20 protein-coding genes are annotated in these 18,301 nt (G+C 70.0%); 9 read left to right on the forward strand and 11 right to left on the reverse strand.

Annotation, left to right across the window (positions count from 1 at the left end; translation table 11 throughout):
• Positions 1-22: 22 nt before the first annotated feature.
• From ACSFA5_RS20680 to ACSFA5_RS20690, 3 genes are read right to left on the reverse strand one after another with little or no spacing between them, the layout of a single operon-like run.
• Complete coding sequence (locus tag ACSFA5_RS20680; RefSeq protein WP_435445903.1) at positions 23-202, reverse strand: hypothetical protein; 180 nt, start codon at positions 200-202, stop codon at positions 23-25.
• Complete coding sequence (locus ACSFA5_RS20685; RefSeq protein ID WP_435445904.1) at positions 195-689, reverse strand: helix-turn-helix domain-containing protein; 495 nt, start codon at positions 687-689, stop codon at positions 195-197. The genes ACSFA5_RS20680 and ACSFA5_RS20685 overlap by 8 nt, the downstream gene beginning before the upstream one ends.
• Before the next feature lie 58 nt (positions 690-747).
• Positions 748-1,653 carry a LysR substrate-binding domain-containing protein gene (locus tag ACSFA5_RS20690; protein WP_435445905.1) on the reverse strand — a complete coding sequence of 302 codons (906 nt, stop codon included), beginning with the start codon at positions 1,651-1,653 and terminating at the stop codon, positions 748-750.
• 177 nt (positions 1,654-1,830) lie between these two features.
• On the opposite strand from ACSFA5_RS20690, the gene ACSFA5_RS20695 reads away from it, so the two are divergent.
• The 3 genes from ACSFA5_RS20695 to ACSFA5_RS20705 all read left to right on the forward strand — a co-directional run bounded on the left by ACSFA5_RS20695 (position 1,831) and on the right by ACSFA5_RS20705 (position 4,968).
• On the forward strand, positions 1,831-3,030 hold the full coding sequence (locus ACSFA5_RS20695) for an acyl-CoA dehydrogenase (protein ID WP_435445906.1): 1,200 nt from the start codon (positions 1,831-1,833) through the stop codon (positions 3,028-3,030).
• An 8-nt stretch (positions 3,031-3,038) separates the two neighbouring features.
• On the forward strand, positions 3,039-4,277 hold the full coding sequence (locus ACSFA5_RS20700) for a CaiB/BaiF CoA transferase family protein (RefSeq protein WP_435445907.1): 1,239 nt from the start codon (positions 3,039-3,041) through the stop codon (positions 4,275-4,277).
• Between the two features lie 97 nt (positions 4,278-4,374).
• On the forward strand, positions 4,375-4,968 hold the full coding sequence (locus ACSFA5_RS20705; protein WP_435445908.1) for a hypothetical protein: 594 nt from the start codon (positions 4,375-4,377) through the stop codon (positions 4,966-4,968).
• An 18-nt stretch (positions 4,969-4,986) separates the two neighbouring features.
• Here the strand turns inward: ACSFA5_RS20705 and ACSFA5_RS20710 are convergent, their stop codons facing one another.
• Both ACSFA5_RS20710 and ACSFA5_RS20715 read right to left on the reverse strand, forming a co-directional pair.
• Positions 4,987-5,445 (reverse strand): CopD family protein, encoded by a 459-nt coding sequence (locus tag ACSFA5_RS20710; RefSeq protein ID WP_435445909.1) that lies wholly within the window; start codon positions 5,443-5,445, stop codon positions 4,987-4,989.
• A 47-nt stretch (positions 5,446-5,492) separates the two neighbouring features.
• A complete protein-coding gene (locus tag ACSFA5_RS20715; RefSeq protein WP_435445910.1) occupies positions 5,493-6,461 on the reverse strand; it encodes a LysR family transcriptional regulator in 969 nt (322 codons plus the stop codon).
• A 129-nt stretch (positions 6,462-6,590) separates the two neighbouring features.
• On the opposite strand from ACSFA5_RS20715, the gene ACSFA5_RS20720 reads away from it, so the two are divergent.
• The 6 genes from ACSFA5_RS20720 to ACSFA5_RS20745 are packed head-to-tail and all read left to right on the forward strand — an operon-like array spanning position 6,591 to position 12,492.
• On the forward strand, positions 6,591-7,943 hold the full coding sequence (locus ACSFA5_RS20720; RefSeq protein WP_435445911.1) for a DUF3100 domain-containing protein: 1,353 nt from the start codon (positions 6,591-6,593) through the stop codon (positions 7,941-7,943).
• 28 nt (positions 7,944-7,971) lie between these two features.
• Positions 7,972-9,141: a M20 aminoacylase family protein gene (locus tag ACSFA5_RS20725; RefSeq protein WP_435445912.1), complete on the forward strand. Its 1,170-nt coding sequence runs from the start codon at positions 7,972-7,974 to the stop codon at positions 9,139-9,141.
• A gap of 4 nt (positions 9,142-9,145) precedes the next feature.
• Positions 9,146-10,531 (forward strand): L-serine ammonia-lyase, encoded by a 1,386-nt coding sequence (locus ACSFA5_RS20730; RefSeq protein ID WP_435445972.1) that lies wholly within the window; start codon positions 9,146-9,148, stop codon positions 10,529-10,531.
• A gap of 56 nt (positions 10,532-10,587) precedes the next feature.
• Positions 10,588-11,418: an isocitrate lyase/PEP mutase family protein gene (locus ACSFA5_RS20735; RefSeq protein ID WP_435445913.1), complete on the forward strand. Its 831-nt coding sequence runs from the start codon at positions 10,588-10,590 to the stop codon at positions 11,416-11,418.
• A gap of 22 nt (positions 11,419-11,440) precedes the next feature.
• Complete coding sequence (locus tag ACSFA5_RS20740) at positions 11,441-12,097, forward strand: uracil-DNA glycosylase family protein (protein ID WP_435445914.1); 657 nt, start codon at positions 11,441-11,443, stop codon at positions 12,095-12,097.
• The gene (locus tag ACSFA5_RS20745) at positions 12,094-12,492 is read left to right on the forward strand and encodes a RidA family protein (RefSeq protein WP_435445915.1); all 399 of its coding nucleotides are present in this window, start codon (positions 12,094-12,096) and stop codon (positions 12,490-12,492) included. Before ACSFA5_RS20740 ends, ACSFA5_RS20745 begins: the two co-directional genes overlap by 4 nt.
• On the opposite strand, the gene ACSFA5_RS20750 is transcribed toward ACSFA5_RS20745, so the two are convergent.
• From ACSFA5_RS20750 to ACSFA5_RS20775, 6 genes are all read right to left on the reverse strand, one after another.
• Entirely contained in the window at positions 12,489-14,174 is a 1,686-nt protein-coding gene (locus ACSFA5_RS20750; RefSeq protein WP_435445916.1) for an amidohydrolase, read from the reverse strand. The two genes, ACSFA5_RS20745 and ACSFA5_RS20750, sit on opposite strands and share 4 nt — an antisense overlap.
• 1 nt (position 14,175) lies before the next feature.
• A complete protein-coding gene (locus ACSFA5_RS20755; RefSeq protein ID WP_435445917.1) occupies positions 14,176-15,168 on the reverse strand; it encodes a Bug family tripartite tricarboxylate transporter substrate binding protein in 993 nt (330 codons plus the stop codon).
• 64 nt (positions 15,169-15,232) lie between these two features.
• Positions 15,233-15,589 (reverse strand): cupin domain-containing protein, encoded by a 357-nt coding sequence (locus ACSFA5_RS20760; RefSeq protein ID WP_435445918.1) that lies wholly within the window; start codon positions 15,587-15,589, stop codon positions 15,233-15,235.
• A gap of 20 nt (positions 15,590-15,609) precedes the next feature.
• A complete protein-coding gene (locus ACSFA5_RS20765) occupies positions 15,610-16,626 on the reverse strand; it encodes a quinone oxidoreductase family protein (RefSeq protein WP_435445919.1) in 1,017 nt (338 codons plus the stop codon).
• Positions 16,623-17,531, reverse strand: coding sequence for a beta-keto acid cleavage family enzyme (locus tag ACSFA5_RS20770; RefSeq protein ID WP_435445920.1), 909 nt, complete (start codon positions 17,529-17,531; stop codon positions 16,623-16,625). The genes ACSFA5_RS20765 and ACSFA5_RS20770 overlap by 4 nt, the downstream gene beginning before the upstream one ends.
• Positions 17,528-18,292 carry an SDR family NAD(P)-dependent oxidoreductase gene (locus tag ACSFA5_RS20775; RefSeq protein ID WP_435445921.1) on the reverse strand — a complete coding sequence of 255 codons (765 nt, stop codon included), beginning with the start codon at positions 18,290-18,292 and terminating at the stop codon, positions 17,528-17,530. The genes ACSFA5_RS20770 and ACSFA5_RS20775 overlap by 4 nt, the downstream gene beginning before the upstream one ends.
• Positions 18,293-18,301 lie beyond the last annotated feature (9 nt).

Below are 18,301 nucleotides of genomic sequence, written 5' to 3' on the forward strand. Positions count from 1 at the left end.
CCAACGGCGACCGGGCGTTCGTTCAGGTGCGGTCGCTGTGCGTTTCGCGGGACGCCCCTGGGTGCAAGGTCTCGCGGTACTCGCCATGCCGGAGCGCGATGGCGGTGCCGCCGCCGAACAGGCAATGGTTGTCTGCCAGCAGGTCGGCGTTCAGCGCTGCCAGCACCTCGGCCACGCGACGATGGTGCAAGCGTTCAAACATCCAGCGGCTTTCGGCCCAGCATGCGGGCCAGTTCCGCCAGCAACTGGCGTTCGTTGTCCTGGAGCTCGGACGGATATGCGTGGCGCCAGTTGCGTTCGTAGGTGCCCCAGGCTTCTTCAGGTGTGAGTTCTGCGTCTGGAGGCAGTTGCCAGGCAAGACGGCGCAGCTGCGCGAAGTCGGCGATGCGGACGGTTTGCGTCGGCACCCGCGCCGACCCGGTAGCCGCCACCTCTTTGGCGGAGCGGTCGTCCGGCGCAACCACATCGACGTCCAGACCCAATGCCGCCAGCGCGTTCATGTAGGCCCCCATCGTGACCGACGGCTCCCCGCGTTCGATGCGATGCAGCGTCATGCGCGACATGCCCGCCGCCTCGGCGGTCGTGACGGCGCTGATCTTGAGGGCCTTTCGCCGGGCGTGAATATGCCGGCCGAAGGCTTCAAGGCGTTGGCCGGCTCCTTGGGAGACAGTGGGCGCGGTGGATGGCATATACGTATCTCATGATAGACATCTTCATAAAAATGTCCAGTTTGAGAGACGTTGATGGTCATCGAGCTTGCCGGGCTTGCCCCAGCAGCCAGTCGCTGAAGAACTTCAGCAGCGGCCGCTGGTCGGCGCGCTCCGGCGTGACCAGGTAGTAATTCCGCTCCCCCGACAACGGCCGCGCGCACGCCACCACCAGCTCGCCGCGCGCCAGTTCGTCGGCCACCAGCATCGTGGGCATCAGTGCCACGCCCAGCCCGTGCGACGCGGCCGCCGCGAGGATGGAGAACAGCTCGTAGCGCGGCCCGCCGCGTGCGTTGGGCGCGTCGATCTGCTGCGCGTCGAACCACTGGCGCCAGCCGTCGGGCCGCGTGCTCTGCTGCAGCAGCGGCAGCTTCGCGACGGCGGCCGGTGCCACGGCCTTGCCGCGGGGCAACAGCGACGGGCTGCACACCGGCACCACGTCCTCGTGCATGAGCAACAGCGCATGCGTGCCGGCCCAGTTCTCGACCTGCGCGGGCGTGCCGGCATACAGCGCGGCGTCGAACTCCGCGTCGGCGAAGAGAAAGGGGCGGGTGCGCGTCTCGATGTGCACCACCACGTCGGGTTGCAGCGCCGCGAAGCCCTTCAGGCGGGGCATCAGCCAGCGCGTGGCGAAGGTGGGCACGGCGGCCAGCGACAGCGAGCCGCCTTCGCCCTGGTGCGCCATGGCGTCGAGCGCATCGCGTTCCATCGCCTGCAGCCGCAGGGCCGTTTGCCGCGCATAGGCCGCGCCGCTGGCGGTGAGCGCCACGCCGTGGCGCGTGCGGCGGAACAGCGCCACGCCCAGGAAGGCCTCGAGCGTGCCGATCTGGCGCGACACCGCGCTCTGCGTGAGGGCGAGCTCCTGCGCGGCGCGGGTGTAGCTCTCGTGGCGCGCCGCGGCATCGAAGCACACCAGGGTCTGCAGGGGCGGGATCTTGCGTCGCATGTATGACTGGAATGTATGAATGGGAACGGGGGCTCGCCAATGAAGATGCCGTTCCAACATCTTGCAAGACATTCTAAGAACGCATATCTGGGTGCGCAATCCTCGTTTGCCTCATGGGTCCCGGGTGGCTAGGATCGGGTCATTCCCCCTCATTCATTCCTCTTCCGGAGACAGCACATGGCCGCCAAAGCGCAATTCCACTGGGACGATCCCCTTCTTCTCGACCAGCAACTGACCGACGAAGAACGCATGATCCGCGACGCGGCCAATGCCTACTGCCAGGAGCGCCTGGCGCCCCGCGTCATCGAGGGTTTCCGCAGCGGTGAAACCGACCCGGCCATCTTTCGCGAAATGGGCGCGCTCGGCCTGCTGGGCCCGACGATCCCCGAGCAGTACGGCGGCCCCGGCCTCAACTACGTGGCCTACGGCCTGATCGCGCGCGAAGTCGAGCGCGTCGATTCGGGCTACCGCTCGATGGCCAGCGTGCAGAGCTCCCTGGTGATGGTGCCCATCTTCGAATTCGGCACCGAAGGCCAGAAGCAGAAGTTCCTGCCCAAGCTCGCCACCGGCGAATGGATCGGCTGCTTCGGCCTGACCGAGCCCGACCACGGCTCCGACCCCGGCAGCATGGCCACGCGCGCCAAGAAGGTGCCGGGCGGCTATTCGCTCAGCGGCTCGAAGATGTGGATCAGCAACTCGCCCATCGCCGACGTGTTCGTGGTGTGGGCCAAGGAAGTCAGCGAAAGCGGCACGGTCGGCCCCATTCGCGGCTTCGTGCTCGAAAAGGGCATGAAGGGCCTGAGCGCCCCCGCCATCCACGGCAAGGTCGGCCTGCGCGCCAGCATCACCGGCGAGATCGTGATGGACGGTGTGTTCTGCCCCGAGGAAAACGCCTTCCCCGAAGTGCAAGGCCTGAAGGGCCCCTTCACCTGCCTGAACAGCGCCCGCTACGGCATTTCGTGGGGCGCACTGGGGGCGGCAGAAGACTGCTGGCACCGCGCCCGCCAGTACACGCTGGACCGCAAGCAGTTCGGCCGCCCGCTCGCGGCCAACCAACTCATCCAGAAGAAGCTGGCCGACATGCAGACCGAGATCACGCTGGGCCTGCAAGGCAGCCTGCGCCTGGGCCGCATGAAGGACGAAGGCACGGCCGCGGTGGAAATCACCTCGATCATGAAGCGCAACAACTGCGGCAAGTCGCTGGACATCGCCCGCATGGCGCGCGACATGATGGGCGGCAACGGCATCAGCGACGAGTTCGGCGTGGCACGCCACCTGGTGAACCTGGAAGTGGTCAACACCTACGAAGGCACGCACGACATCCATGCGCTGATCCTGGGCCGCGCCATCACCGGCATCGCGGCGTTCGCCAACTGATCGAAGGCATGAGCAACCCGCCCGCAGCACTCGACGGCATCAAGGTCCTGGATCTGTCCCGCGTGCTCGCGGGCCCGTGGTGCACGCAAATTCTGGCGGACCTGGGCGCCGACGTCGTCAAGATCGAACGCCCCGGCGTCGGCGACGACACCCGCACCTGGGGCCCGCCCTTCATCAAGGACGCGCACGGCAACGACACCGACCAGGCCAGCTACTTCACCGCCTGCAACCGCAACAAGCGCTCGGTCACCATCGACATGGCCACGCCCGAGGGGCAGGCGCTGCTGAAGCAGATGGCGGCGCAGGCCGACATCGTGGTGGAGAACTTCAAGACCGGCGGCCTCGCGCAATACGGCCTCGACCAGCAGAGCCTGCGCGCGGCCAACCCACGCCTCATCTACTGCAGCGTGACCGGCTTCGGCCATGACGGCCCCTACGCCGAGCGCGCGGGCTACGACCTGATGATCCAGGCCATGACCGGCATGATGAGCATCACCGGCCGCCCCGACGACGCGCCCGGCGGCGGCCCGCTGCGCGTGGGCGTGGCGCTGACCGACCTGTTCACCGGCGTCTACGCCAGCACCGCCATCCTGGCGGCGCTGCAGGTGCGCGATCGCACCGGCGAAGGCCAGCACATCGACATGGCGCTGCTCGACGTGGGCATGGCGATCCTCGCCAACCAGGCCAGCGCCTTCCTCAACACCGGCGAAGCGCCCCGGCGCCAGGGCAATACGCACCCGAGCCTGGCGCCCTACCAGGACTTTCCGACGCAGGACGGCGCGATGCTCCTGGCCGTGGGCAACAACGGCCAGTTCGCGCGCTTCTGCGACGCGGCCGGCCACCCCGAATGGGCGGCCGACGCGCGCTTTGCGACCAACACGCTGCGCGTGAAGCACCGGCTGGTGCTGATCCCGATGATGGAAGAACTCACGCGCACCCGCACCACGGCCGCATGGGTCACGCTGCTCGAAGACAAGGCCGTGCCCTGCGGTCCGATCAACGACATCGCGCAGGCCTTCGACGACGCGCAGGTCAAGGCGCGCGGCCTCAAGGTGACGCTGCCGCGCGACGCGGGCGACGGCATCGCGAGCATCACCGGCGTGGCGAGCCCGCTGCGCCTGTCGGCCACGCCACCCGTGCTGCGCCACGCGCCGCCGGCACTGGGCCAGCACACGCAGGAGGTGCTGGCGGAAATGGGCATCGGCGGCGAGCGCTTCGACGCGCTGCGCGCGGCCGGCGTGGTCTGACGCGGCGCCACCCTCGCGCGCGTCGCGGCTTCGGTCAGAATCGGCGCGCGCCATCACTCGCGTTGGCGCGCACAGCGATTCTTCAGGGAGCTTTCCAATGTCCGAACATCCGTTCGCCGCGCGCGTTGCCGCGCGGCTTTCCTTTGCCTTGCCCGTCGTGTCCGCCGTGGCCGCAGCCGCACTGCTGGCCGCCTGCGGCTCGCGCCAGCCCGCACCCCCCGAGCCGCCGCCGGCCACGGCCACGCCGCGCAACAGCGTGGTCATGCCCGCCATCGCCTACGGCACCACGGCCAAGGGCCTGCAGCTGACGAAGGCCGACGACGCCTGCGACGTGCCCGCGTCGCTGCGCCAGGCCGTGCAGGACCAGTTGCTCGAGCCCTACGAGTTCGTGCTCGCGCCGCCGGCGCCCGCCAATGCGCAGGCCGCGCCGGTGCTGAAGGTGGAGATCACCGACCTGCTCGCCAACGCGGGCGGTCTGTACGGCGGTCCCAAGATCGTGCAGCTGCGCGGCATGCTGGAGCGCGAGGGCGCGGCGCCCGCCGGGTTCACCGCGCAGCGCCAGATGTTCATCTACTTCGGCATGCCGCGCAGCACCCGCAGCATGGTCGGTGTGGTGACCTACAAGCTGGGCGAGGACATTGCGCAGTGGCTGCGCAAGCCGGTGGACGGCGCCGTACTGGGCGAGCGCTGAAACCGCGTCGGGCGGGGCTTAACCCGCGCGCCCGACGATCGCCACCCCGAACACCACCACGCCCAGCACCAGGTTCATTCCCACCAGCTGGCGCACCGTGTTCAGCAGCGACGCCGCCTTCGGCCATTCGCTGGCGGCCACCGCGCGGCGCAGCGCCTTGAACACCGAGGCGCGGATGTACACGTAGATCGCGGCCATCACGATGGCCAGGCTCATCATGGCCTGCACGCGCCAGTGCACGGAGCGAAAGCCGCCGGTCGCAAGGATCATCACCACGCCGGTTACGAACAGCAGCGTGACCGACGCGTCCACCCCCACGAAGAAGCGCCGCAGCGTCGCGGCCATCATGCGCAGGCGCAGCGGCGGCTCCAGCGTGGCGACGGCGGCGGGGCGCACGGCGAAGTGCAGGGTCGCCATGCCGCCGACCCAGAAGGCGGCGCACAGCAGGTGGATGAAAAGCGCAATGACATAGGACATGGGGTGCGATCAGAACACCGATGGGCCGCATCGCGCAACGTGGCCCTTCATGCGGCCACGCCGCGCCGGCGCGTGGCCGGGCGCTTCTCCGGCGCCGGCGGGGTCTCGGCATAGCGCCGCATGTCCGTCACGATGCACCGCAGCAGTTCCGCCGCGGCCGGCGACAGCATGCGCCCGTGCCGCGACACGATGTGCGAGCGGCCCTGCGACAGCAACGGGTTCTTCATCGGCAGCTCGACCACTTCCGGGTGGGTCGCATTGGGCGTGAGCGAGATCCGCGTGCCCAGCGCGTACCCCAGTCCCGCCGACACGAAATGCCCGAGCGCGCTGAACGAGGTGGTGGTCAGCACCGAGGGCAGCCGCACGCCCTCGCTGACCTCGGCCGCCTCGATGTGCTGGCGCACGCCGAAGTTGCGGTGCAGCGTGGCGCCGGGGTAGGGCAGCAGGTCGGCCAGCTTCAGCGGCCGGCCCAGCCGTGCGAGCGGGTGCGAAGCCAGCACCAGCGCCTGGATCGGCTGCGGGTGCGACTGGTGCGACGTGAGCCGCTCGTCCTTCGGCGGCTGGAACAGCATGCCGATGTGGGCGCGTTCCTCGACCACGCGCTGCACGATCTCGTCGGTGCTCGCCACGTCCAGGTCGATGGTGATCTTTGGGTGCGTGGTCATGAAGTCGCGCAGGCTGTGGCGCATGAGCCAGTCGACGTAGCCCTCGCCGGCCACCACGTCGATGTGGCCGCGCTCGATCTTGCGGATGCTGTCCATCTGCGCCATGAGGTGCTGCTTCTGGCTGTTCTGCCTGCGCACGTAGCCGGCCAGCATCTGCCCCGCGTCGGTGGGCACCACGCCGCGGCCGTGGCGCTCCAGCAGCGGCACGCCGCACTCCTGCTCGAGCAGGCCGATGGCGCGGCTCACGGCCGAGGGGTCCATGTCGAGCACGTCGGCGGCGCCGCGCACCGAGCCGCTGTCGAGCACCTGCATGAAGTAGCGCACGCGGCGCGTGTCGAGCTTGTCGTCCATGGCCCGGTCTCCTGAAGTTCGTGGCGAGTGTTGCATCTTGTGCATCGAATATCCCGATTTACTGTCATTGATGCAAGAGCCCCGCAGGCAGAAACTCGCCGGCATTCCGCCAGAAGAAGCCCACACCCCATGACCTCTGCCGCCTCCGCCATGCCGACTCCTGCCGCCGCCGCGCCCTCTGCCGGCGCCTCCGGAAAACTCAAGCTCGCGCTCGTCACGCTGGCCATCGTGGCCGCGGCCGAACTCATCGGCCCGGTGCAGTTCAGCGTCGGCCCCGGCAAGGTGGCGCTGCTGCCGATGCTGTGGGCGCTGCTGATCGCGGCCGTGTGGGGCATTGCGCACCGGCGCATGCCGGGCGTGGTGCGCGTGGCGACCGCCGAGCAGTCGTTCGCCGGCGGCCTGCTCAACGCGGGCCTGCTGCTGTTCATCGTGAAGCTGGGCCTGACCGTGGGCGCCGCGTTGCCGCAGATCAAGCAGGCCGGCTGGGCGCTGCTGTTCCAGGAGTTCGGCCATGCGCTGGGCACCCTGGCGCTGGGCCTGCCGCTGGCGCTGCTGCTGGGCATCAAGCGCGAGGCGGTGGGCGCCACCTTCTCGGTGGGCCGCGAGGGCAACCTCGTGATCATCGGAGAGAAGTACGGCATGGCCTCGCCCGAAGGCCGCGGCGTGCTGGCCGAGTACATCACCGGCACGGTGCTGGGCGCGCTCTTCATCGCGGTGCTGGCGGGCTTCATTGCCAGCCTGCACGTGTTCGACCCGCGCTCGCTGGCCATGGGCGCCGGCGTGGGCTCGGGCAGCCTGATGGCCGCGGCGCTGGGCGCCATTGCAGCGCAGAACCCGCCCGAGCTGCTGCCGCAGCTCACCGCGATCGCCGCCGCGTCCAACCTGCTGACCACGGTGGCGGGTTTCTACTTCACGCTGTTCCTGTCGCTGCCGCTGTGTTCGTGGCTGTACGGCAAGCTGGAGCCGGTGCTGGGCCGCGTGTCGAAGCGCGGCGCGCAGGACGCCGTGGACAGGGGTGCCATGGCGCAAGTGAGCGTGGCCCACGGCGGCGCGCTGCCGTTGCGCGACACGCTCATCGCCTGGGCCGTGGTGGGTGGCGGCGTGCTCATCGGCAATTCGCTGACCTACAAGGTGCCGGTGCGGGTGTCGCTCGAAGGCGTGGCCGCGGTGGTGCTGATCGCGCTGGCGGTCGAGGGCATCAAGCGCCTCGCGCCGCGCCTGCCGATGGTGCTGGTGCTGTCGGTGGTGGCCACCGTGGTGGGCATTCCGGGGCTGTTCCCGTTCTCCGACGCGCTGATCGGCATCACGTCCAAGCTCAACTTCCTGGCCTTCACCACGCCGGTGCTGGCGCTGGCCGGCTTCTCGGTCGCGAAAGACCTGCCGGTGTTCCGCCAGCTGGGCTGGCGCATCGTGGTGGTGTCGCTCACCGCCACGGCCGGCACCTTTCTGGGCGCCACGCTCATCGCCGAATTCTTCCACTGACCCCACAACCCCACGAGAGACCCACGCCATGTACCGCGACCCCGAAATTGCCGAAGACACCCGTGCCCGCATGCTCAGCTGGCGCCGCGACATCCACGCCAACCCCGAGACCGCCTTCGAGGAACACCGCACCGCCAATGTCGTCGCCAACGCGCTGATGCTGATGGGCCTGCCGGTGCACCGCGGCCTGGCCGGCACCGGCGTGGTCGGCACGCTGAAGAACGGCGAAGGCCCGAGCATCGCGCTGCGCGCCGACCTCGACGCGCTCAACATGCAGGAGCTGGGCACGCAGGCGCACGCGTCCAGGTGCGTCGGCAAGATGCACGCCTGCGGCCACGACGGCCACACCGCCATGCTGCTGGGCGCGGCCGAGCACCTGTCGCGCCACAAGCCGTTCAAGGGCACGGTGCAGTTCGTGTTCCAGCCGGCCGAGGAGAACGAAGGCGGCGGCCGCGTCATGGTGGAAGAGGGCCTGTTCGACCAGTTCCCGGCCGACGCCGTGTACGGCATGCACAACTTCCCGGGCCTGGCGCGCGGGAAGTTCGCCATCCGCAAGGGCACCATGACGGCCTTTCTCGACACCTTCGAGATCGTCGTCACCGGCAAGGGCAGCCACGGCGCCATGCCCGAGACCGGCATCGACTCGGTGGTGGTCTCGGCCCAGCTCATCAACGCGCTGCAGACCATCGTGAGCCGGCGCACCGGCGCCACCGACTCGGCCGTGGTGAGCGTCACGCAGATCCACGGCGGCGACACCTGGAACGTGATTCCCGAGACGGTGGTGCTGCGCGGCACCGTGCGCACGCTGGACGCGGCCATCCAGGACAAGACCCAGGCCGCGATGCAGCAGATCTGCGACGGCGTGGCGGCCACGCACGGCGCACGGGTGGCGCTGGACTTCCGCCGCGGCTACCCCGGCGTGGTCAACACGCCCGCCGAGACCGACGCGGCCATTGCCGCGGCCGCCAGCCTGGTCGAGCGCGCGCAGGTGCACACCGACATTCCGCCGGCCATGGGCTCGGAAGACTTCGCCTTCATGCTGCAGAAGCGCCCGGGCGCCTACATCGGCATCGGCGCGGGCGAGGGCCCGAACGACCCGAACGTGCACAACCCGTACTACGACTTCAACGACAACATCCTGCCGCTGGGCGCGGCGTACTGGGTGGCGTTGGTCAAGCAGCAGCTGCCGCTCGCATGACGCGCTGATGCTGTCCGCCTTCGACATCTTCAAGATCGGCATCGGCCCGTCGAGCTCGCACACCGTGGGCCCGATGCGCGCGGCGCTGATGTTCGCGCAGGGGCTCGAAAGCCGCGGGGTGCTCGCGCAGGTGGCTCGGCTGCATGTGGACTTGTTCGGCTCGCTCGGCGCCACGGGCCATGGGCATGCGACCGACCAAGGCGTGATCCTGGGCCTGCTCGGCGACGCGCCCGACACGGTGCGGCCCGAGAGCGTGCAGCCGCGGCTCGACGCGCTGCGCCGCACCGGGCAGCTGAGCGTGCTGGGCACCATGCCGATGGCGTTCGACCGCGTGCGCGACATCGCGTTCCGCGGCGAAGAATCGCTGCCCGAGCACCCCAACGCGATGCGCTTCAGGGCTTTCGCGGCCGATGGCGGCATGCTGGCCGAGGGCACGTACTTCTCGGTCGGCGGCGGCTTCGTGGTCGAAGGCGGGCAGGCCGTGGCCGCGACGGTGGCGGCGGCCGCCGCCGTGCCGCACCCTTTCACCACCGGCGACGAACTCATGGCGCAATGCGAGGCCACCGGCCTCTCGGTGGCCGCATTGGTCATGCGCAACGAATGCGCGTGGCGGCCCGAGGCCGAGGTGCGCGGCGGCCTGCTGCGCATCTGGCAGGTGATGCAGCAGTGCGTGCAGCGCGGCTTCGGCATCGACAACCCGATGGCCGCGCAAGCGCTGCCCGGCCCGCTGCGCATGCGCCGCCGCGCACCGGAGCTGAACCGCGAACTGCTGGCACAGGCCGGCGCGGCCGACCCGCTCGCGGTGATGGACTGGGTCAATGCCTTCGCCATGGCGGTGAACGAGGAGAACGCGGCGGGCGGGCGCGTCGTCACCGCGCCCACCAACGGCGCGGCCGGCGTGGTGCCCGCGGTGATGCACTACTACCAGCGCTTCGTGCCGCACGCCAGCGACGCAGGCATCGTCGACTTCCTGCTCACCGCCGCGGCCATCGGCATGCTCTACAAGACCAACGCCTCCATTTCGGGCGCCGAGGTCGGCTGCCAGGGCGAGGTGGGCGTGGCCTGCTCGATGGCGGCCGGCGCGCTGGCCGCGGTGCTGGGTGCCACGCCGGCGCAGGTCGAGAACGCGGCCGAGATCGGCATGGAGCACAACCTGGGCCTTACCTGCGACCCGGTCGGCGGCATGGTGCAGATCCCGTGCGTGGAGCGCAACGCGATGGGCGCGGTGAAGGCCATCAACGCGGCGCGCATGGCGCTGCGCGGCGATGGCAGCCACTACGTGTCGCTCGACGCCGTGATCCGCACCATGAAGCAGACCGGCGAGGACATGAAGTCGACCTACAAGGAAACCTCGCTCGGCGGCCTCGCGGTGAACGTGGTGGAGTGCTGAGCGGGCCGCGCGCAGAATGCGGGCTCCTTGCCACGCACGCAGAAAGCCGAGGCTCCATGACCCGCACCATCGACCAGAAACGCGCCGACTTTCGCGCGCTCCACGCCAAGGGCTGCTTCGTCATTCCGAACCCCTGGGACACGGGCAGCGCACGTTACCTCGAAGGCCTGGGCTTCAAGGCGCTGGCCACCACCAGTTCCGGCTTCGCGTGGTCGCACGGCCACGCCGACGGCGCGATGTCGCGCGACGCCATCCTGGCCCATCTGCGCGAGCTGGTGGCGGCCACCGACCTGCCGGTCAACGCCGACTTCGAGAACGGTTTCGCCGCCGACGCGCAGGGCGTGGCCGAAAGCGTGCGGCTGGCCATCGAGACCGGCGTGGCGGGCCTGTCCATCGAGGACTCGACCGGCAACGCGGCCGAGCCGCTCTTTGCCATCGACGTGGCGGTCGAGCGGCTGCGTGCCGCACGCAAGGCCATCGACGCGTCGGGCACCGACGTGATGCTCGTCGGCCGCGCCGAGAACTTCTTCGCCGGCCGGCCCGACCTGGACGACACGCTCGCGCGGCTCAAGGCCTATGCGAACGCGGGCGCCGACTGCCTTTATGCGCCCGGCATCAAGACCCGCGAGCAGATCGCCGCCGTGGTCGCCGCCGCCGGTCCCAAGCCCGTGAACCTGCTGGTGGGCGGGGCGAGCGAGCTGACCATGGTGGACATCGCCGAGCTGGGCGTGCGCCGCGTGAGCGTGGGCGGCGGCATGGCGCGCGCCGCGTGGGGCGGCTTCCTGCAGGCGGCGCGCACGCTGGCCGACCAGGGCCGCTTCGACGGCTTCGCGGACGCCGCGCCGGGCGCCGAACTCAACGCCTTCTTCCGGCCGTTCGCCGGCTGACTGCGCGCCGCGCAGGCCTGCCGTGGAGTTGCTGCTCGCCGAGATCCGACGCTGCACCGCCTGTGCGGCGCACCTGCCGCTGGGCCCGCGGCCCGTGGTGCAGGCCAGCGCCAGCGCGCGGCTGCTCATCGTCGGCCAGGCGCCCAGCCTCACCGTGCACCAGACAGGCGTGCCCTGGGACGACCAGAGCGGCGACCAGCTGCGCCGCTGGCTCGGCGTGGACCGCGACACCTTCTACGACGCCACGCGCATCGCGCTCGTGCCCATGGGCTACTGCTACCCGGGCCGCGGCGCCAGCGGCGATTTGCCGCCGCGCAAGGAGTGCGCCCCGCTGTGGCAGCAGCGCCTGCTGACGCAGATGCCGCACGTCGAGCTGACATTGCTCGTGGGCCAGTACGCGCAGCGCCACCTGCTGGGCAGCAGGGCGCGCGGCGGCGTCACGGAAACGGTCGAGGCTTTCGCGGACTACGCGCCGCGCTTCATTCCGCTGCCGCATCCCTCGCCGCGCAACACGGGCTGGTTCAAGCACCACCCGTGGTTCGAGAGCGAGGTGCTGCCGGTGCTGCGCCAGCGGGTACTGCAGGCACTGGGGCCACGTTTCGTCGCAGGCCGAAGCGAGCCCGCCGCACCGCCGGCACCATCGAACGCCATTCCCCGAAGAAAGCTGCGTTCCCCATGAAGCGAGAAGTCATCCGCGTCGAACCCCTGTCGAGTTGGCTGGACAACTGGAAGGCGCCGGTGTCGGTCGTCACCCGGCATGCCGGCACGGTCTACGTGTCGGGCCTGCCGCCGTTCGACCCGGCCACCGGCGAGGTCGTGCTGGGTGCGACGCTGGAGCGGCAGGCCGAGCTGGTGCTCGCGCAGCTCCAGCTGTGCCTCGAGGCCGTCGGCTGCTCGCTGGCGCAGGTGCTCAAGTGCAACGTGTACTGCACTTCGGTGGAGAAGTTCGCGGCGGTCAACGCGATCTATGCGCGCTACTTTCCGAAGGACCCGCCCGCGCGCATCTTCGTGTGCGTGCCCGCGTGGCCGGGGCGCTTCGACATCGAGATCGACTGCATCGCGGCCTGCGACTAAGGGGCGGAGGCCACCGAGGCGGTTGCGGCGGTGAAGGGCCGCGCCGCGTACACCACGCGCCCGCCCACCACCGTCATCAGCGAGGTCGTCTTGCCGATGCGCTCCACCGGCACGCTGAAGAAGTCCTGGTCTAGCACCGCGAAGTCGGCGAGCTTGCCCACCTCCAGCGTGCCGCGCCGGCCTTCGTCGAAGCTGAACCATGCGCTGCCCGCCGTGTACAGCCGCAGCGCCTGCTCGCGCGTGGGCATTTCGTCGGGCCCGCGCATCGCCTTGCCGCTCACGGTCTTGCCGTCGAGCATCCACTGCAGGGCCACGAAGGGGTTGTACGAGGCCACGCGGTGCGCGTCGGTGCCCGCGCCCACGTTCACGCCGGCGCGCAGCGCGGTGCCGATGGGCGGCATGCGCCGCGCCGCCTCGCCGCGCACGGCGAGCGCGCGGTCGCCCTGGAAGTACATCGCGTCCTGCATCGTCCAGCCGATGCCCAGCGCCTTCATGCGCGCGAGCGTCTCGGGCGAGGCGTCGTCCAGGTGCGCGATGGACCAGCGCAGGCCGTCGATCGGCACCTCGGCGTTCAGCTTCTCGTACAGCGCGAGCAGATGGTCGACCGAGCCGTTCTCCTGCCAGTGGATGGTGACGGCGAGCTTGCGCAGGGCCGCCCACTGGATGAGCTCGTAGAACTTCGCCTTCACGGCCTCGTCGGGAAAGTTGTTGTTGTACATCGCGAGCGTCACGCGTTCGCCCAGGCCGTTGAACTTGAGCATGTCGTCGCCGAAGCCCATTGGCAGCATCTGCGTGAGGTCGCGAAACTCCTGCAGCTCCGCGCCGGGCTTCTGCGCGAACACGCTGTAGGCCACGCGCAGCGTCAGCGCCTTCTCGCGCCACAACGCGAACAGCGCCGCGTACTGCGAGGGCGCGATGCTGAAGCCGCCCGGGTCCACCAGGCCGGTGATGCCCAGGCGGTTCAGCTCGGTGAAGAAGGCACGCGTGCCGGCCACGTTGTCGTCGTAGGTGGGCTTGGGCAGCTTGTCGAACAGGGCCGAGATGCCGACGATGTCGCCGGTCATCCAGCCCGGCGCGCCGTCGGGCGAGGGCTTCATGCCCGCGGGCAGCGTTCCCGCCGGCACGGCCAGCGCCTCGAGCGCCTTGGGCGTCATGACCACCGCTTCGTAGAACAGCTGCACGTACACCGGGTGGTTCGGCGCGGCCTCCTGCAGCTCCGCGAGCGTGGGGCGGCGGCGCTCGGCGAACTGCTGCTCGGTCCAGCCGCCCGCCACGATCAGCCAGCCGCCGGGGCGTGCCTGCGCCGCGGCAGCGCGGATGCGCGCCATGGCTTCGGCGATGGTGCCCGCGCCGATCCAGTTGACCTCGGTCGAGTAGCTCAGCGCCGCGCGCACGGCGTGCATGTGCGAGTCGATGAGCCCGGGGATCACGGTGCGCCCGCCCGCGTCGACCGTGCGCGTGGCGGGGCCGGCGAGCGTGCGCATCTGCGCGGCATTGCCGACCGCCACGATGCGGCCGTCGCGCACGGCCAGCGCCTGCGCGGTGCGGGCGGCGGCATCGAGCGTGGCGATCTTCGCGTTCGTGACGATCAGGTCGGCCGGTTGCGCTTGCGCGGACACGGGCAGCAAAAGGCTGGCGGCCAGCGCCGCCGCGGTGAAGAGCGCAGAGAGCGTGCAGGCCATGTCAGTCGACCTTGATGCTGGCGGCCTTGACGACCTGTTGCGCCTTCGCCGTCTCGTCGACGATGAACTTGTTGAACTGCGCGGACGGCATCGTGAAGGGCTCGGCACCCAGCTTCTCCAGGCGCTCCTTCAACTCCGGCGACACCATGATCTTCGCCACCTCGGCCTGCAGCCGGTCCACCACCGGCTGCGGTGTTTTTGCGGGTGCGAACAGGCCGACCCAGAACAGGTACTCCGAGCCCGGCACGCCGGCCTCCACGGTGGTCGGTGCGTCGGGCAATGCCGACGAGCGCTTGCCCGTGCCCACGGCCAGCGGCTGCAGCTTGCCGGCCTTGATGAGCGGCAGCGCCGACACCATCGGCGCGAAGAACCAGTCGACCCGCCCGGCCATCACCTCGGTCATGGCCTCGGGTGTGCCGCGAAACGGCACATGCTGCGCGTCGATGCCGGCCGCGAGGCGGAACACCTCGGCGTTCATGTGCGTGGCCGAGCCGTTGCCCGCCGAGCCGTAGTTGAAGCTGCCGGGCTTGGCCTTGACCTTCGCCACCAGGTCCTTCACGTCGGTGAAGTGCGCGGGCGCGGTGACCAGCACGTTGGGCAGGCTGGCCATGGGCGTGATGCCCGCGAAGTCCTTGATCGTGTCGTACGACAGGCCCTTGTAGATCCACGGGTTCACCAGGTGGCCGGCCGAGTGCACCAGCAGCGTGTAGCCGTCGGCCGGCGCCTTGGCCGTGATGGCCGCGCCCAGCGTGCCGCCGGCGCCGGGCTTGTTGTCGACGATGACGCTGGTGCCCAGCGCCGGCCCCAGCTTCTCGGCCACCAGGCGCGCGACGATGTCGGTGCCGCTGCCCGCCGTGAAGGGCACCACCAGCTTGATGGGCTGCGTGCCCGGCCATGGGCTCTGGGCATGGGCGCCGGTGAGTGCGCAGGCTGCCGCGAATGCGGCGGCCGTCGCCAGCGCGTGCCGGCGGCCCGGTTGGAATGTCTTCTTCATGCGTCTTGTCTCCGTTGATTTATTCGATGAGCGATGAATGACTGAAAGAGAGAGCGAGAACTTGCTAGGGCGGCGGTGCGTTCGGCATCACCAATGCGACCAGCACCGGCCGGTTGCTGCGGTTCTCCAGCTGGCGCTTTTCACCGGGCGCGAAGCGGCAGCTGTCGTAAGGCTCGAGCACCTCTTCCCAGTGCTGCCCGTCGATCTCGCCGACCACGTGCAGCTGGCCTTCGAGCACGAGGTAGAGCTTTTCCATCGGCGAGCCGTCCAGCCCGGTGTGGCCGCCGGGCAAGATCTGGCTCATGCCCATCCACATCTGCGTGGACGGGCCGGCCTCCTTGCCCTGCAGGCGCAGGCAGCGCATGTCGAAGTGGTTGGGCGCCTCGTAGTGCGGCGCGGCGTTGAAGCGTGTGACGTGCATGGCGTGTGCTCCGCAAAAACTCAGGGCCGCAGCACGACGCGGTCGGTGCTGCCCGAAAGCACCAACCGGTAGGCGTCCATCGCTTCGTCGAGCGTGAAGCTGCGCGCCACGGGAAAGGGTTTCAGCGTGCCGCGCTCGAAGCCTTCGCGCATGGCGTCGAGCTGCGCGGTGCTGGCAATGCAGTCCATGGCCAGCGAGTCGATGCCCACGAAGGTGTGCATGCCGCGGTAGAACGCGAAGATGTCGAAGGGCACCGCGCGCTCGTGCGTGGCAATGAAGATCTGCGTCGCGCCCTTGGCCATGGCCTTGTGGGCGGCCTCGAAGTAGGCGCTGCCCACGGTGTTGTAGACGATGTGCGCGCCGCGCCCGTCGGTGAGTTCGCGCACCCGCGCGCCCAGGTCCGCGGCCTCGGTGTGTTGTCGCGCGTCGATCACCTCGACCGGCCCGTTCGCAAAGCCTTCGAACGGCCCGGCGCGCCGCTGCACCGCGATCACGCGTGCGCCGGCTTGCGATGCCAGCTGCACTGCCGCCTGCCCGACCTTGCCGTTGGCGCCGAGCACCAGCACGGTCTGCCCGGCCTGCGGCATGCCGCTGCGGCGAAAGCCTTCGTACGCGGTGACGAAGGGCACGCCCACCGCGCCGGCTTCGTCCATCGAGATGCCCTGGGGCTTGGCGCGCAACGCCTGCTCGGGCAGCACGAGATAGCGTGCATGCGAGCCGTCGCGCGTGATGCCGATGTCGCCGCCCGAGCCGTAGACCTCGCGGCCTGTCCATTCGGCAGGGCCGCTGACGACGGTGCCGGCAAAGTCGCGCCCGGGGGTACGGGGCCACACGGCCTGCGGCATGATGCCCAGCGTCGCCTTGACGTCGCTCGGGTTCACGGCTGCGGCGGCGATGCGCACGACGGCGTGTCCGGGAGGCGGTGTGGGTTCGGCCTGAGGCGCGGCATCGAGGTGCAGCGTGTCGAGGTTGGCGGCCTTTTCTTTCACGCGCAATGCGCGGGGGGTGTGGGTCGTGTGCATGGCTGCGACGTTCATCGTGCGGCTCCTTGCACGGCGCGGGTGTCCGCCAGCCCGAGCATCGCGCGCGCCTCGCGCGGGTTGGCCACTTCACCGCCCAGGCTCACGAGGATGTCGCGTGCCTTCGCCACGAGTTGGGCATTGCTCTGGGCGAGCACGCCCTTTTCGAGGTAGATGTTGTCTTCCATGCCCACGCGCACATGGCCGCCCAGCAGCCACGCCTGCGCGACGATCGGGAACTCCATGCGGCCGATGCCGAAAGCGCTCCAGAAGGCGCCGCGCGGCAACATGTTGCGTGCGTACAGCAGCGTCTCGGGCGTGGGCGCGAAGCCGTACTTCACGCCGAGCACGAAGGTCCACATGGCCGGGCCGTCGAGCGTGCCGTCGGCCATCAGGTCGAGCGCCAGGTTGATGTCGCCCGAGTCGAAGATCTCCAGCTCCGGCTTCACGCCCGCCTCGCGAATCACCCTCGCCATGCGGCGCACATTCTTCGGCGTGTTCATCACCACGTCCGGCCCGGAGTTCATGGTGTTCAGGTCGAGCGAGCACACGTCGGGCCTGATGAGCGCGATGTGCTCCACGCGCTTTTCCGGCGGCAGCAGCGTGGTGCCGGGGGCCGCGACCTTCGGGTCGTGTTCGCTCGGAACGAAACGCCCGCCCGGACCGGTCGTGAGGTTGACGATCAGCTCGCGGTTGCCGCGGCGGATGCGCTCCACCACCTCGCGGTACAGCTCGACCTCCATCGACGGCTTGCCGGTTTCGGGGTGGCGCACGTGGATGTGCACCTGGCTCGCGCCGGCCTCGGCCGCGGCCAGGCATTCGTCGGCGATCTGCACCGGCGTGATCGGCAGGTGCGGCGTCTGCTCCGGCTTCACGAGGTTGCCCGTGACGGCGCAGGTGATGAGCGTCTTGCCGGTGCTCACAGGTGGCGCCCTCCGTCGACCACGATGCGCGTGCCGGTCACGAAGCGCAGCGTGGTGGCCAGCGCCTCGACCGTGGCGGCCACGTCGTCGGGCTTGCCGATGCGCCCCAGCGGCGTGGTGCTGGCCATCTTGCCGGCGAACTCCGCGCCGCGCCCGGGCACGAAGCCCGACTCCACCGCGCCCGGCGACACCGACACCACGCGCACCGCCGGCGCCAGCGCCTTGGCCAGCGCGTCGCCCACCACGTCGAGCCCTGCCTTGGCCGCGACGTACGCCAGGTTGCTGCCCACGCCCGTGAAGCCCGCGATGGACGAGATGTTGACCACCAGCGCGTCGCCGCTGGCCTTGAGCATCGGCGCGAAGGCGCGGATGGTGGCGAACACGCCGCGAAAGTTGGCCCGCACGATGTCGTCGATGAGTTCGTCGGTCAGCGCGTCGAGGTCGGCGGCCGGCACGGGCTGCGTGTGGCCCGCGCTGTTGACGAGGATGTCGCAGCGCCCGTGCGTGGCTTTCACTTCGGCGGCGGCGGCGGCAAGGCTGGCCGAATCGACGATGTCGGCGCGGATCGCCGCGTGGCGCTGGTTCTGCGCCGAGGGCAGGGCGGCGGCGCGCGCGGCCGCATCGTCGCCCTTGCGGTGCAGCAGCACGCAGGTGGCGCCGAGCGCGGCCAGGCGCATGGCCGTGGCATGGCCGATGGCGCCGAGGCCGCCGGTGATGACGGCGACCTTGCCGTCGAGTCGGGATACAGGATCGAAGCTCATGTCGGTGTC

The sequence above is a fragment of the Variovorax monticola genome (genome assembly GCF_051216855.1).
GTDB lineage: Bacteria > Pseudomonadota > Gammaproteobacteria > Burkholderiales > Burkholderiaceae_C > Variovorax.

Bases quoted from the DNA above. Each gene is read 5' to 3' on its own strand.
- ACSFA5_RS20680 (WP_435445903.1), bottom strand. From the start codon at position 202: ATGTTTGAACGCTTGCACCATCGTCGCGTGGCCGAGGTGCTGGCAGCG.
- ACSFA5_RS20685 (WP_435445904.1), bottom strand. From the start codon at position 689: ATGCCATCCACCGCGCCCACTGTCTCCCAAGGAGCCGGCCAACGCCTT.
- ACSFA5_RS20690 (WP_435445905.1), bottom strand. From the start codon at position 1,653: ATGCGACGCAAGATCCCGCCCCTGCAGACCCTGGTGTGCTTCGATGCC.
- ACSFA5_RS20695 (WP_435445906.1), top strand. From the start codon at position 1,831: ATGGCCGCCAAAGCGCAATTCCACTGGGACGATCCCCTTCTTCTCGAC.
- ACSFA5_RS20700 (WP_435445907.1), top strand. From the start codon at position 3,039: ATGAGCAACCCGCCCGCAGCACTCGACGGCATCAAGGTCCTGGATCTG.
- ACSFA5_RS20705 (WP_435445908.1), top strand. From the start codon at position 4,375: ATGTCCGAACATCCGTTCGCCGCGCGCGTTGCCGCGCGGCTTTCCTTT.
- ACSFA5_RS20710 (WP_435445909.1), bottom strand. From the start codon at position 5,445: ATGTCCTATGTCATTGCGCTTTTCATCCACCTGCTGTGCGCCGCCTTC.
- ACSFA5_RS20715 (WP_435445910.1), bottom strand. From the start codon at position 6,461: ATGGACGACAAGCTCGACACGCGCCGCGTGCGCTACTTCATGCAGGTG.
- ACSFA5_RS20720 (WP_435445911.1), top strand. From the start codon at position 6,591: ATGACCTCTGCCGCCTCCGCCATGCCGACTCCTGCCGCCGCCGCGCCC.
- ACSFA5_RS20725 (WP_435445912.1), top strand. From the start codon at position 7,972: ATGTACCGCGACCCCGAAATTGCCGAAGACACCCGTGCCCGCATGCTC.
- ACSFA5_RS20735 (WP_435445913.1), top strand. From the start codon at position 10,588: ATGACCCGCACCATCGACCAGAAACGCGCCGACTTTCGCGCGCTCCAC.
- ACSFA5_RS20745 (WP_435445915.1), top strand. From the start codon at position 12,094: ATGAAGCGAGAAGTCATCCGCGTCGAACCCCTGTCGAGTTGGCTGGAC.
- ACSFA5_RS20750 (WP_435445916.1), bottom strand. From the start codon at position 14,174: ATGGCCTGCACGCTCTCTGCGCTCTTCACCGCGGCGGCGCTGGCCGCC.
- ACSFA5_RS20755 (WP_435445917.1), bottom strand. From the start codon at position 15,168: ATGAAGAAGACATTCCAACCGGGCCGCCGGCACGCGCTGGCGACGGCC.
- ACSFA5_RS20760 (WP_435445918.1), bottom strand. From the start codon at position 15,589: ATGCACGTCACACGCTTCAACGCCGCGCCGCACTACGAGGCGCCCAAC.
- ACSFA5_RS20765 (WP_435445919.1), bottom strand. From the start codon at position 16,626: ATGAACGTCGCAGCCATGCACACGACCCACACCCCCCGCGCATTGCGC.
- ACSFA5_RS20775 (WP_435445921.1), bottom strand. From the start codon at position 18,292: ATGAGCTTCGATCCTGTATCCCGACTCGACGGCAAGGTCGCCGTCATC.